At 72.6% G+C, this 14,169-nt stretch carries 6 protein-coding genes; 2 read left to right on the plus strand and 4 right to left on the minus strand.

What is annotated here, in order from left to right; translation table 11 throughout:
* Positions 1-118: 118 nt before the first annotated feature.
* Positions 119-1,543, minus strand: a complete 1,425-nt coding sequence (locus ACFSJS_RS19015; RefSeq protein ID WP_380901937.1) for a S28 family serine protease — start codon at positions 1,541-1,543, stop codon at positions 119-121.
* Positions 1,544-1,854: 311 nt separating this feature from the next.
* Between ACFSJS_RS19015 and ACFSJS_RS19020 the strand changes: the two genes are divergently transcribed.
* The gene (locus ACFSJS_RS19020) at positions 1,855-7,581 is read left to right on the plus strand and encodes a glycosyl hydrolase family 18 protein (protein WP_380901939.1); all 5,727 of its coding nucleotides are present in this window, start codon (positions 1,855-1,857) and stop codon (positions 7,579-7,581) included.
* Between the two features lie 98 nt (positions 7,582-7,679).
* Complete coding sequence (locus ACFSJS_RS19025) at positions 7,680-8,162, plus strand: NUDIX domain-containing protein (RefSeq protein WP_380901941.1); 483 nt, start codon at positions 7,680-7,682, stop codon at positions 8,160-8,162.
* Positions 8,163-8,223: 61 nt separating this feature from the next.
* Here the strand turns inward: ACFSJS_RS19025 and ACFSJS_RS19030 are convergent, their stop codons facing one another.
* The 3 genes from ACFSJS_RS19030 to speB form a co-directional block, all read right to left on the minus strand.
* Positions 8,224-12,045, minus strand: a complete 3,822-nt coding sequence (locus ACFSJS_RS19030) for an ABC transporter transmembrane domain-containing protein (RefSeq protein ID WP_380901943.1) — start codon at positions 12,043-12,045, stop codon at positions 8,224-8,226.
* Between the two features lie 415 nt (positions 12,046-12,460).
* Positions 12,461-12,757 carry a hypothetical protein gene (locus ACFSJS_RS19035; RefSeq protein WP_380901945.1) on the minus strand — a complete coding sequence of 99 codons (297 nt, stop codon included), beginning with the start codon at positions 12,755-12,757 and terminating at the stop codon, positions 12,461-12,463.
* Between the two features lie 332 nt (positions 12,758-13,089).
* The gene (speB, locus tag ACFSJS_RS19040) at positions 13,090-14,112 is read right to left on the minus strand and encodes an agmatinase (RefSeq protein ID WP_380901947.1); all 1,023 of its coding nucleotides are present in this window, start codon (positions 14,110-14,112) and stop codon (positions 13,090-13,092) included.
* Between the last annotated feature and the right edge of the window lie 57 nt (positions 14,113-14,169).

Consider the following 14,169-nt stretch of genomic DNA (forward strand, 5'->3'; position numbering starts at 1 on the left):
CCCGGCGCGCCCCCGGACGCGGCGGTGGGCGCGGCCGGAGTCCCCCTCCGGCCGCGCCCACCGCCGCGGTGCGGGATCCGCGCCGCCCGGGGCCGCGCGGATCCCGCGGACCGCGGTCCTACGGCCGCAGCATCCGCCGGTCGGCCGTCTCGGCGCGGTCCAGCGCCGCGTCGTAGGGCGCGAGCGGCGCCGCCTTCCGCCGCGCCGCCGCCTCGTCGTCCAGGCCGGCCCACCGCATCAGGGCCGCGGTGGCCACCTGCCGGTCGCCCTCCTCCAGCTGGGCGATGTTCGCGCCGTGGTTGGCGCCGGGCGCGGTGAAGACGTGGGAGTCCTCGCTGCCGCGGCCCGGGCGGAAGGGCTCCGCACCCCACGGGTCGTTCTCGCCGTAGACGAACAGCATCCGCTCGGAGTCCTTGCGCACCCACCTGTCGATGTCGCGCATGGCCTTCCTGTCGAAGCTCATGGGGATCTCGCGCGGCACGTAGGTGCGCGGGTCGTAGATGCCCGGGTGGCGCAGCAGCCCCTCCAGGTGCGGGGTGGCGAACGTCGGCGAGCCGAGTTCGGTGCCGGCCTGGTAGTAGTACGGCGTGTAGTACTCCAGGCCCTGGTCGGTGTAGAAGGAGAAGCCCGACACCCGGTCGACGAACTCGTAGAGCTCGTCGGTGCTCGCGTCGGCCGCGGGCACCTCGTCGCAGTCGGCCTCCGAGCCGTACTGCCACCAGGCCCACACCAGGTCCAGGCCGACGTTCTCGAAGGCCCGGTCGGCGCTGCCGACCACCTCGAAGGTGCGGCCCTCCGCCGCCGCCCAGGCCTCGTAGCGGTCGACGATCTCGTCGCGGCGCACGAAGACCTCGCGCTGGACGGCGTTCAGCCGCTCGCGGCACTCGGCGGTGGAGACGGTGGCGAAGAACTCGTCGTAGGCCGAGTCCTCCCTGTTGTCCACGTCGTTGGGCGCGACGTAGGCGACCGTGCCGTCCATGTCGTCCGGGTAGAAGCGGCGGTAGTAGGTGGCCGTCATCCCGCCCTTGCTGCCGCCGGTGGAGATCCACTCCTCGTCGTAGATCCGGTGCAGCGCGCGGAAGATGCGGTGCTGGTCGCTGGCGGCCTGCCAGATGTCCAGCTTCGACCAGTCGGCGGGCTCGGGCCGCGACGGGCTGAAGAAGCGGTACTCCATGGAGACCTGGTTGCCGTCCGTCATCCGCGTCGGCTCGCTGCGCGAGGGGTTGGTGTTCAGCCCGTAGCCGGAGGTGTAGAAGACGGTGGGCCGGTCCTCCCCCTTGTGCAGCACCGTCAGACGCTGCCGGAAGGTTCCCTTCCGGGGGTTGCGGTGGTCCACGGGCTGACGGTATTCCAGCACGAAGAAGCGGTATCCCTCGACCGGCTTCTCCTCGACCAGGCTCATCCCCGGTATCGCGAGGATGCGGTCCCCGATGTCGGCTCCGCCGGTCCCGGCCGCGGTGGCGGCCCCCGCCGACGCGCCGCCGACCCCGACGGTGCCGATCAGCACCATCAGGGTCAGCAGCGCTCTGAGCGCCTTGCGCATGTGTGCCCTCCCCTGGGCTCGTCCTCGAACGCCGCGAACCTATCCGCCCCGGCGCCGCCCCACCAGACCCGCGCGGACCGCGGGCGGCCCTCCGCCCCCTTTCCCGGCCGCCGCACCGGCGCCTCCCCGCGCCGACATGGCCGTTTACCGGTTCTTCACCCGTCATTGCGAAAATCCCACGGCGCCCGGCCGCCGTTCGGGTGCCTCAGACGCCGCTCACGCGGCCCGACACGAGATGGGTTTCCATGGGCAGAGCCCTTGCGCAACGCCGCCGGGCCACCAGGCACCGGTCCTTATCCCTCGTCCCCCTGTTGGCCCTGGCCCTGCTGGCCGGGCTCCTCCAGACCGTCGTCCTCCCCGCGAAACCCGCCGCCGCCGTGGCGCCCCTGCCCGAACGGGCCATCACCTTCAACATGCAGGGCGGCGGCATCAAGTGGTCCTCCCCGGTGCAGGGCCTGATCGGCAAGGCCGACCTGGTGGCGCTCCAGGAGGCGCAGACACCGCCCAGCGGGACGGAGCTCACCGCCTCCAACCGCCTCCTGGACAACCTCGGCGACCTGGACACCACCCCGACCGGCCTGCCCAGCCTCAAGTACAGCCTGCACGAGCTGAGGTGGGGGCAGCCCCGGGCGAACCCGCAGGCCGGCTACCTGTACTACCTGAAGGTGTACAAGCTGCAGAAGGCCGGGGAACCGGTGGACCTGACGGGCAACTCCGGCAAGTCCCTGGCGGTCTGGAGCGCCGTCCGCCCGGACGACGTGGGGATCGTCCGGGCGGCCGACTCCCCCGACGCCACCACCCACTACCTGCGCTCGCGCCCGGCGCTCGGACTGAAGTTCGGCGACACCTGGTTCTTCGGCATCCACACGGAGTCCAGGCGGTCCGGTGACGCGCAGAACGGGCACGCCAAGGACCTGGTGAAGGCCGTGGCCGACAACGTGCCCGCGGGCGAGCACTGGCGTGTCCTGGGCGACTTCAACAGCAAGCCGGACACGTTCACCGAGACGGCCGGCGGCCACGTCTACTACGCGAAGAAGAGCAACGGGGAGCCCGCCCCCACCCAGCAGTCGGGCTACGCGCTCGACTTCATGGTGGCCGACGAGCGGATCGCCGACCACACCGTGCGGCTGGGCTCGGACGGCGGCTCGGACCACTACCCGGTGCTCTTCGCCGACCGGAACGCGGTGATCTGCGGAATCTGGAACTTCGTGACGGTCTACTTCCCGTCGAACCTCACCCTGCGGGACGTGCAGCGGACCCCCGTACCGCAGGTCCCCTCGTCACCGGCGGCCGGGAGCGGCGTGGCCGCCCAGGACGGCGCGGCGTGCGAGAGCTACGACTCGCGGCCGTCCGCCGTCGTCTCCATGGGCGACAGCTTCATCTCCGGTGAGGGAGGCCGCTGGGCGGGCAACGCCAACACCTCGGCGAGCGGCCATGTGTGGGGCACCGACCGGGCCGCCGTGAACTGTTCCGCGGCCGACGCCTGCGACCACGACCTGACCCGGGTCTACGGCGACACCTCCTACGCGGAGGGCGGCAACCGGTGCGACCGCGCGGACACCGCGCCGATCATGTCGGCCGAACTCGGCGTCTCCGAGGAGCACCGGTTCAACATCGCCTGCTCGGGGTCGGAGACCCGGCATGTCGTCGAGGAGGAGTTCAAGGGCCAGAAGCCCCAGGTGGAACAGCTCGCGGAGATCGCCGAGGACCATCACGTCTCCCTGGTGGCGCTCTCCATCGGCGGCAACGACCTGAACTTCTCCGACCTGATCGCCGCCTGCGCGAAGTCGTACATGATCCCCGGCGCCACACCGTGCAAGGAGACCGAGGAGGAGGCGTTCGCGGCCGCCCTCGACGACGTGGAGAAGAAGGTCACCGACACCGTCTGGAAGATCCGCGAGACGCTGCGCGACGCCGGCCAGTCCGACACCGGCTACCGCATCGTGCTGCAGTCCTACCCCAACCCGCTGCCGCGCGGCGCGGACTTCGAGTACCCGCAGGACCTGATCGACTACAGCCGCTACCGCAGCGGCGGCTGCCCCTTCCGGGACGTCGACGCGGACTGGGCGCACAGTTCCGTGGTGCCCCGGATCAGCGCGATGATCGGCCGGGCCGCCAAGGCGAGCAGCGCGGTCTTCCTCGACCTGCAGAGCGCCTTCGCCGGCCACGAGCTGTGCGCGAAGACCGCCCGGCAGGCGACCGGCTCCAACAGCCCGGACAACCGGCTGCCCGCCGCCGACGCCGAGTGGATCCGCTGGGTCCCCTACCTCCTGGACGGGACGAAGGACGTGCCCTGGGAGTCGCAGGGCGACCAGCAGGAGGCCATCCACCCCAACGCCCACGGCCAGCGGGCCATGGGGGCCTGCCTGAGCAAGGCGGCCAACCTGCTCAGCGACACCGACTGGTCCTTCCGGTGCTCCGGCTCCGCCTCGCGCTCCCCGGACGACACCGCCGTCTCCCCCGTCAAGACCCTGGTCGACGCCTCGGTGTGGACCGGCCGGTACGGCGACGACAACCAGGGCCATGTGTACGAGGACCACTACCTGTTCAAGGGCGGCAGGCACGCCCGCCTCGACCCCACCGTGAACCAGGACGGCTCCTCCGCCGACTTCGGCGTGGCCGAGGGGCGGCTCCTCGGCCAGGGCTCCCTGTCCGAGGAGCTGGACAGCCTGCGGGGCACCCCGTTCGAGAACGGTGTCGACACCGCCTTCTCGTCCTACTGCTGCGGCTTCCAGACGTACTTCCAGCTCATCCTGATCCGCGGGGACCAGTACGTCCGGGTCCAAAGACCGATCGGCAGCGCGCAGAACGAGGTGGTCAAGGGCCCGGGACCGATCGGGGACTTCTTCCACGTCCTGCGGGGCACCCCGTTCGAGGACGGCATCGACGCCGCCGCCAACGACCACACCGGCGGCGGCGTGCTGATGTTCCGCGGTGATCTGGTGGGGGTGCTGAAGATGACCCTGGAACAGAACAACGACAGTTGGATCAAGGAGCCGGCCACCATCGCCACCGCGATGCCCGTCCTGGCGGGCACCGGTTTCGACCAGCACGTCGACAGCGCGATGAGCCTCTACGGCAGGCTGACCGTCCTCATCTCGGGCGACCAGGCGGTGATGCTGAACGTGGACCGGTCCGACCTGTCCAAGACCACCGTCGTCAAGGGTCCCATGCCCCTCACCGAGATGTGGCCCTCCCTGCGGGACCTGGACTGGCTCCAGGAGCAGCCGCCTCCGCTGGTGGTCCAGCCGCAGGCCCTGATGGCCGGACCGACGCCGCCGGGGGACCCCGAGCCCGAGGGACCGGGCCCGTGGTCGACGAAGGCCGCCGACCAGCCGAAGTGCCGCCCGGACGGCATGACGCCCACCGAGGGGGTCAACACCCCGTACTGCCTGCTCTACGACGACCAGGGCCGGGAGCGGATGGGCGAGCGGCACCCGCGGCGGCTGGTCGGCTACTTCACCGGCTGGCGCACCGGGCGCAACGGCCAGCCGATGTACCTGCCGGGGAGCATCCCCTGGGGGCAGGTCACCCATGTCAACTACGCCTTCGCGCACATCGAGGACAACCGGGTCTCGGTCGGTGACACCTCCGATCCGGCCAACCCGGCCACCGGGATGACCTGGCCGGGCGTGCCCGGGGCCGAGATGGACCCCGACCTGCCGTACAAGGGCAACTTCAACCTGCTGAACAAGTACAAGAAGCAGCATCCGCGGGTGAAGACGCTGATCTCGGTCGGCGGCTGGGCCGAGACCGGCGGGCACTTCGACGCGGACGGCAACCGCGTCGCCGACGGCGGCTTCTACACCCTGGCCACCAACGCCGACGGCAGCGTCAACCAGCCGGCCATCGACACCTTCGCCGACTCCGCCGTGGACTTCATCCGGACCTACGGCTTCGACGGCGTGGACATCGACTACGAGTACCCCACCGCCCTGATGGACGCCGGCAACCCGGCGGACTGGCCCGTCGCCAACCCGCGCCGCAAGGGCCTCAACGCCGGCTACACGGCGCTGATGAAGACGCTGCGCGAGAAGCTGGACCGGGCCTCGGCCGAGGACGGCCGCTACTACCAGCTCACCGCCGCCGTGTCGGCGTCCGGGTACCTGCTGCGCGGCCAGGAGGACTTCCGCGCCCTGCAGTACCTGGACTTCGCCAACACCATGACGTACGACTTCCACGGCACGTGGAACTCCTACGTCGGCCCGCAGTCCCCGCTGTACGACGACGGGAGGGACGCCGAGCTGGCGGCGGCCGGGATCTACGACGAGGAGACGAACCCCGAGTACCAGAAGATGGGCTACTTCAACACCGACTGGTCCTACCACCACCTGCGCGGCGCGCTGCAGTCCGGGCGCATCAACCTCGGCATCCCGTACTACACACGCGGCTGGAAGAACGTCACCGGCGGCGAGAACGGGCTGTGGGGCAGGTCGGAGCTGACCGACCAGAGCCAGTGCCCCGACGGCACCGGCCCGAACGGCAGCACCACGGCCTGCGGCGCCGGTGCCACCGGCATCGACAACCTGTGGCACGACACCGACCGCGGCAAGGAGGTGGCGGCCGGATCGAACCCGATGTGGCACGCCAAGAACCTGGAGAGGGGCATTCCGCCCTCCTACCGCGAGCAGTTCGAGCTGAGCTCCTCCGACCCGGCCAACCGGGTCGACGGCTACACCCGGCACTGGGACGACACCCTCAAGGCGTCCTGGCTGTGGAACGGGGACAAGAAGGTCTTCCTCTCCACCCAGGACGAGCAGGACGTCGCGGCCAAGGCCGACTACATCGCCGCCACCGGAGCGGGCGGCGCGATGGTCTGGGAGCTGGCCGGCGACTACAACTGCCCCGAGCGGTGGCAGTGCGTCCCCGGCTACACCCTGACCAAGGCGCTGGACGACGCCCTGCGCGACGCCGGCCCCTACGGCAACACCCGCAACGGGGGGACCGAGCTTCCCTCCGAGGTGGTCGACGTGACCGCCGAGCTGACCGACTACCCGACCGACACCGCGCAGATGTGGCCCCAGCAGCCCAAGCTGCGCATCACCAACAACACCGACACCACCCTGCCGGAGGGCACCGAGCTCTCCTTCGACATCCCCACCTCCACCCCGCCCCTGCTGAAGGACGAGGCGTGGCAGGAGATGGAGGACGCCGTCGAACCCGGCCACACCGGACCCAACGCGGGCGGCCTCGACGGGGACTTCCACCGGGTGACGATCAGACTGGGCTACTGCGAGGACCTGGCACCGGGCGCCTCGCGCGACATCGCCCTGAAGTACTACCTGCCGATCACCGGGCCCGCCAACTTCAAGCTCGGAATCGGCGGGGAGGAGTACGGCCTGGTCCAGGACCGCCGCAAGGGGACCACCACCGTCGAGCCCGACGCCTCCGGCGGCGGTGCCGCCTGCAAGGCCGCGGCGTGGGACGCCTCACGCACCTACAACCCGGCCTGGGCGCCGTTCACCCTGTGGCAGACCGGCGACCGGTGGAAGATCGAGGACGTCAACAGCGGCAACCTCCTGGACCACCCGGCCGGATGGGACCGGGCGCACCTGTACGCCCCGCTGGGCAACGTCCACCAGCTGTGGCGCATCGAGCCGGACGGCGACGGCGGGGTGTTCCGCATCACCAACGACAGCAGCGGCGAGGAGCAGTGCCTGGGGGCCCAGAGGAAACTGGAGTCACTGACCGTCCGCGACTGCGGCAGCGCCGGAGGCCAGCGGTGGCGGCTGCTCGACGCCGACGGCAACCCCGCCGACGCCCCGCAGCACGGCACCTCCTACACACTGATCACCCACAACGACACCACCGGCTCGTCGACCGACTTCGTCGCCGAACCGCTCAACAGCGGCAACACCGCCGGTACCCACGCCGTCGCGGGTGATCCCGGCGGCATCACCCGCACCGTCGTCTCCCACGGCGGCCACTACTGGAAGGCCAAGTACTGGACCCGGGGCAACACGCCCGACGCCACCGACCCGAACAACCCGTGGACCAGGCTCGGCCCGGTCCCGGCCTCGACCGGGCCCACCGGCTGAGGCACACCGCACCGACGGCCCGCCGGGTTCCTCCCGGCGGGCCGCCGGCCGTCCGGCCCCGTTCCGCGGGCACCGCCCGCGGGCATACGCTCACCGCCATGACCGACACATCGTCCCCCTTGGCCGACGGACCGCTGGGCATGGCGCTGCTGGACTTCCGCCGGGAACCGGAGGACACCCGCTTCGGTGACGCGCGCGTGGGCTACGCGCTGGTGGCCCTCCGGCACGCCGGGCGGCTGCTGATGGTGCGGGTGCGCGGCCGCGACTGCTGGGAGCTGCCGGGCGGCACGATCGAGCCGGGCGAGACCCCCCGCCGGGCGGCCGTGCGCGAGCTGTGGGAGGAGAGCGGCCAGCGGGTGGCGCCGGAGCGGCTGCGGTTCGTCGGCTTCGCCCGCACCGCCGTGGGCCCGGAGCGCCGGGTGCTGTACGGGGCGCTGTACACCGCCGAGGTGGACGGACCGCTGCCGTTCGAGCCCGGCGAGGAGATCGCCGCGATCCACTGGAGGGACGGCGACGAGCCGCTGGAGGGCGGCGTGGTGCAGACGGTGGACGAGTACCTGGCCGCGCTCTGCCGCCCCTGACTCCCGCCCCACCGCACCGGCCGGGGCGCGTCGACGGCAGGACGCGCCCCGGGCCGGGCCGTCACGCCGCCGACGGTTCGGGCTCCCCCACGTAGGTGCGCCACAGCTCGGCGTACCGCCCGCCGCGCTCCAGGAGTTCGGCGTGGGTGCCGTCCTCCACCACCCGGCCGCGGTCCAGGACCACCACCCGGTCGGCGCGGGCCGCCGTGGTCAGGCGGTGGGCGACGACCAGGGTGGTGCGGCGCCCGGCCAACCGGTCCGTGGCCTGGTTGACCAGCGCCTCGGTGGCCAGGTCGAGGGCGGCGGTGGCCTCGTCCAGCAGCAGGATGTCGGGCCGCACCAGCTCGGCGCGGGCCAGGGCGATCAGCTGCCGCTGCCCGGCCGAGAGGTTGCGCCCGCGCTCGGAGACCGGGTGCAGGTAGCCGCCGGAGAGCCCGGCGATCATCTCGTGCGCCCCGACGGCCCGCGCGGCGGCCTCCACCTCGGCGTCGGTCGCGTCGGGGCGGCCGTAGGCGATGGCGTCCCGCACGGTGCCCTCGAAGAGGTACGACTCCTGCGGGACGACCCCGAGCCGGTGGCGGTAGGCGGCCAGGTCCAGCTCGCGCAGGTCGGTGCCGTCCACCCGGACCGCGCCCGAGGTCGGGTCGTAGAACCGGGCGACCAGCTTGACCAGCGTGGACTTGCCCGCGCCCGTCTCGCCGACGAAGGCGACCGTCTGCCCGGCCGGGATGTGCAGGTCGACCTCTGACAGCGCCTCCTCGCCGTCCTCGGAGCCGGCGTAGCGGAAGCTCACCTTCTCGAAGGTCAGCTCGCCGCGCAGTTCGCCCACCGCGCGCGGCTCCTCCGGGGCCGGCGTGGTGGTCCTCTCCCGCAGCAGCTCCTGGACGCGGCCCAGCGAGACGACCGCCTGCTGGTAGCCGTCGAAGACCTGGGAGAGCTGCTGGACGGGGGCGAAGAACAGCTCGATGTAGAGCAGGTACGCCACCAGGGCGCCCGCCGTCAGCGTGCCGTCGCCCACCCGTCCCGCGCCGACGACCAGGACGGCGGCGGTGGCCAGGGAGGCCATGAGCTGGATGAAGGGGAAGTAGACCGAGATCAGCCACTGGCCCCGGACGCGCGCCTGCCGGTAGCCGTCGCTGAGTTCGGCGAAGCGGCGGCTGCCGGCGCGCTCGCGGCGGAACGCCTGCACGATCCGCACCCCCGCGACGCCCTCCTGGAGGGCGGCGTTGACGCCGCTGACCCGCTCGCGGGCCAGCTCGTACGCCTTCAGGCTCTGGCGGCGGAAGAAGACCGTGCCGACCACCAGCGGGGGCAGGGTGGCCAGGACCACCAGGGCGAGCCCCGCGTCGATGGCGACGAGGACGACCATGATGCCGAAGAAGGTCAGCAGGGCGACGACCGCCTGGACCAGACCGGTCTGCAGGAAGGTCGTCAGCGCGTCGACGTCCGTGGTCATCCGGGTCATGATCCTCCCGGTCAGCTCGCGCTCGTAGTAGTCGAGTCCGAGGCGCTGGAGCTGGGCGAAGATCTTGACGCGGAGGGTGTAGAGGATGCGTTCGCCGGTGCGGCCGATGGCGCGGGTCTCACCGGTCTGCGCGGCCCACTGGACCACCACGACCAGCAGGGCCAGCACGGAGGCGGCCCACACGGCGCCGATCGCCGACTGCTGGACGCCCTCGTCGATGCCGTGCCGGACCAGGACGGGCAGCAGCAGCCCGGCGGTGGCGTCCACCACGACCAGCAGCAGGCTCAGCAGCAGCGGGCCGCGGAAGCCGCGCAGCAGGTGCTTGAGCCGGTAGGCGGTCTCGGCCCCGGCCGCGCGCTCCTCGTCGATGTCGGGCGCGTCGGTGGCGGGCGGCAGGGCGGCGACCTTGGCGAGCATCTCGGGGGTGGCCGGGGTGCCGGCCAGCGCCCCGGCGAAGCCGGGGCCGCCGGTGGCGGGCGGGGGCGAGCCGGGGCCGGTTCCGGCGGTGTCCTCCGGGTCGCCCTCGCGGATCCACAGCTCGGGGGTGATGCCGTCGACGCGGCCGTCGCCGTCGGCGCCGCTCCGGTCGTCCCCCCCGTCCCCCGAGGCGAGCCCGGCCGGGTCGCGCTCGACGCCGCCCAGTTCGTCGGGGTCGCTGAGCAGCCGCCGGTACAGCTCGCAGCGCTCCTGGAGCTCGGCGTCGGTGCCGACGTCCACCAGGCGCCCGCCGTCCAGGACGGCGATGCGGTCGGCCAGGGAGAGGGTGGAGCGGCGGTGGGCGATGAGCAGGGTGGTGCGGTCGGCCATCACCCCGCGCAGCGCCTCGTGGATCTCGTGCTCGACGCGGGCGTCGACGGCGGAGGTGGCGTCGTCCAGGACGAGCAGCCTGGGGTCGGACAGGATCGCCCGGGCCAGGGCGATGCGCTGGCGCTGACCGCCGGACAGCGTCAGGCCCTGCTCCCCGACCTCGGTGTCGTAGCCGTCGGGCAGGGCCGATATGAAGCCGTCGGCCTGGGCGGCGCGGGCGGCCGCCCGGATCTGCTCGTCGGTGGCGCCGGGGCGGCCGTAGGCGATGTTGGCGCGGACGGTGTCGGAGAAGAGGAAGCTGTGCTCGGGGACCAGGCCGATGGCCGCGCGCAGCGAGTCGAAGGTCAGGTCGCGCACGTCGTGGCCGCCGACGCGCACGGCGCCCGACGTCACGTCGTAGAAGCGGGGCAGCAGCAGCGAGACGGTCGACTTGCCGCTGCCGGAGGTGCCGACGACGGCGACGGTCTCGCCCGGCTCCACACGCAGCGAGAAGTCCTCCAGTACGGGCCGGGCGTCGGGCCCGGTGCCGTAGGAGAAGCCCACGCGGTCGAACTCGACGGTGGCCGGGGCGTCGCCGGGCAGTTCGCGGGCGTCGTCGCGCTCGCGGATCGCCGGCTCGGTGTCGATCAGCTCCACGACGCGCTCGACGCCCGCCCGGGCCTGCTGCCCGACCGTCAGCATCATGGTCAGCATCCGCACCGGGCCGACGAGCTGGGCGAGGTAGGTGGAGAAGGCGACGAAGGTGCCCAGCGTGATCTGGCCGCGGGTGGCCATCCAGCCGCCCAGGGCGAGCATCGCGACCTGGCCGAGCGCGGGGACGGCCTGGAGGGCGGGGGTGTAGAGGGCGTTGAGCTTCACCGTGCGCAGCCGCGCGGCGAACAGCTCGCGGCTGACCGAGCGCAGCTTGCCGGTCTCCTGCTCCTCCTGCCCGAAGCCCTTGACCACCCGCACGCCGGTGACGGCCCCGTCCACCACCCCGGCCACGGCGCCGGCCTGCACCTGGGCGTACCAGGTGGCGGGGAAGAGCCGGTCGCGGCTGCGCCGGGCGATGAACCACAGGGCCGGCCCGACGGCCAGCGCCACCAGGGTCAGCAGCGGGGAGAGGGTCACCATCACGACCAGCGAGACGGCGAAGAGCAGGATGTTGCCGATCATCATCGGCGTCATGAACAGCAGGCCCTGGATGAGCTGGAGATCGCTGGTGGCCCGTCCGACGACCTGCCCGGTGGACAGCTCGTCCTGCCGCCGCCCGTCGAGGCGGGCGAGGGAGTCGTACATCTCGGTGCGCAGGTCGTGCTGGACGTCCAGCGCCAGCCTGCCGCCGTAGTAGCGCCGCACGTACGTCAGCCCGTAGACCACGACCGCGGCGGCGATCAGCAGGGCGATCCACCGGCCGATCCCGCCGGTGTCGCCGTCGACGACGCCGTCGATGATCTCCTTGGTGATCAACGGCACCAGGGCCATCAGGCCCATGCCGGCGAGGGAGGCGCCCAGGGAGAGCCAGACGTTGCGGCGGTACCGCAGGCAGTACGCCGTCAGTCTGCGCACCCACCCCGGTTGCCGCACGTCCCCGGCCGTCCCGGTCTCCCCCGCCTCCGTGCTGCCCGCCACGTGCCTACCTCCCGCTGACCGTCCGTCGCCGTGCGCGACCGTGTGTCGCCCTGGGTGTCCACTGCACCAGGGATCCAACACGCGGGCGGCCGTATTTCATTCCGGTGGGGGCCCGGGCACCGGCCGGGGCGGGAAGGGGAGGGCCGCGACGGGGCGGAGAAGGGGGAGGGACGCGGCCCGGAGAGCCAGGCATTCTCTCCGGACCGCGTCCCCGGTGGGCCGCGGCGTCGACGGACGGGGCGCGCCAGCACCCCCCACAGGACCGGCTCTCCGTCCGTCCGCTCGTTCGGCCCGCCCCGCGGCGAGGAGGTACCGCGGGACCGTGCCGGTGACACTCGCGCCGCCCGTCGGGGCGTGCACGGTGACCGGCCGCTGTGCGGGGCCGCCGGGGGAGGGCCCGGCGGCCCCGCGTGTCTCAGGAGGCGGGCACCCCCGCTCCCGTGTCCGCGGGCGTGCCGGCGGCGCTTCCGCCCCGCCCGTCCGCCGTGCCCAGGCGTACGCAGACGATCTCCGGCTCGGGGCGGACGTCCGCCGCCTCCGGACCGCACACCAGGACCGCCGCCGGCTCCGCGGCACGCTCCGGCGCCGCGGGGAGCACCAGTGCCGCCGGCGCGCGGGGCGGCGGCACGGCGAGCGCCGCACCGGCCGGCGGACCGAGGGCGCCCGCGACGAGCAGGCCGCCCGCCAGGGCGTACTCCACCGCGTTCGGCATGACGCGTCCTTCCGTTGGGCGTAACGGATAGCGAACGTGAGTCTGTCGAGAACTGCCGCCGAACGCACCTTCAGCGATCATTTTTAGTAACGTTGTGTATTAAACAAGCATCTCTCTGTAACGTCCCGGGGTGCGGGACATACGCGCCGGTCACCAGCGATATCCCACTCGATCATGTCGATCGTCTTCGAAACGTTGTGCATACGTCCGTATACGCACCGTGCCAAAGGTGACCGAAAACCTTCACCGACTGGCCGGGAAGGCACCTCGGAACGGCCGGTTCATGAGCCCTCGACCGGTCGGGCCGTTGCTCCCGCAACGGCCCGCGAGCGTCAGCCGGCGGCCTCCGCCCCCGTGTCCGCCCCCGCGTCCCGCCGCGCCGCCGCGATCTGCCGGGACATGATCGTCGTCAGCTCGTAGGCGGTGTGGGAGGCGGCCACCGAGGTGATCTCGGCGTGGTCGTACGCCGGCGCCACCTCCACCAGGTCCGCGGAGACCAGGTTGCAGCCGGCCAGCCCGCGCAGGATCTCCAGCAGCTCGCGCGAGGTGAGGCCGCCCGCCTCGGGGGTGCCGGTGCCGGGGGCGTGGGCCGGGTCCAGCACGTCGATGTCGATCGAGACGTACAGCGGGCGGTCGCCGATGCGCTGCCTGAGCTGGTCGGCGACCTCGTCCACGCCGCGCCGCATCACGTCGGCGGAGGTGACGATGCCGAAGCCCATCCGCGCGTCGTCGTCCAGGTCCTTCTTGCCGTAGAGCGGACCGCGCGTGCCGACGTGGGAGAGGGCCTCGGTGTCGAGGATGCCCTCCTCCACCGCGCGGCGGAACGGGGTGCCGTGGGTGTACTCGGCGCCGAAGTAGGTGTCCCAGGTGTCCAGGTGGGCGTCGAAGTGGAGCAGGGCGACGGGCCCGTGCCTCCGGGCCACCGCGCGCAGCAGGGGCAGGGCGATGGTGTGGTCGCCGCCGAGGGTCATCAGCCGGGCGCCGCCGTCCAGCAGCTCCCCGGCCGCCGCCTCGACCGTCTCCACGGCCTCGTGGATGTCGAACGGGTTCGCCGCGATGTCGCCGGCGTCGGCGACCTGGGCGAGCGCGAAGGGGGAGGCGTCCTGGGCCGGGTTGTACGGGCGCAGCAGCCGGGACGCCTCCCGGATGGCGTTGCCGCCGAAGCGCGCGCCGGGGCGGTAGGAGACGCCGGAGTCGAAGGGCACCCCGACGACCGCGACGTCGGCGCGGCCCTGCACCTCGTCCAGGCGCGGCAGGCGGGCGAAGGTCGCCGGCCCCGCGAAGCGCGGGATGCGGGAGGAGTCGACGGGCCCACGGGGCGGGGCGCTGTGCGTGCTGGTGTCGTCCGTGCTCATGCGCCGAGCGTAGGCACCGCCCCACTGCGGGACACATGGACGGATCCGCCAGTCGGA

It is taken from the genome of Streptomyces desertarenae (genome assembly GCF_042681365.1).
GTDB lineage: Bacteria > Actinomycetota > Actinomycetes > Streptomycetales > Streptomycetaceae > Streptomyces > Streptomyces desertarenae.

What these genes read in the sequence shown, in the direction of transcription:
- ACFSJS_RS19015 (WP_380901937.1), bottom strand. Translation starts at nt 1,543, where the DNA reads ATGCGCAAGGCGCTCAGAGCGCTGCTGACCCTGATGGTGCTGATCGGC.
- ACFSJS_RS19025 (WP_380901941.1), top strand. Translation starts at nt 7,680, where the DNA reads ATGACCGACACATCGTCCCCCTTGGCCGACGGACCGCTGGGCATGGCG.
- ACFSJS_RS19035 (WP_380901945.1), bottom strand. Translation starts at nt 12,757, where the DNA reads ATGCCGAACGCGGTGGAGTACGCCCTGGCGGGCGGCCTGCTCGTCGCG.
- speB (WP_380901947.1), bottom strand. Translation starts at nt 14,112, where the DNA reads ATGAGCACGGACGACACCAGCACGCACAGCGCCCCGCCCCGTGGGCCC.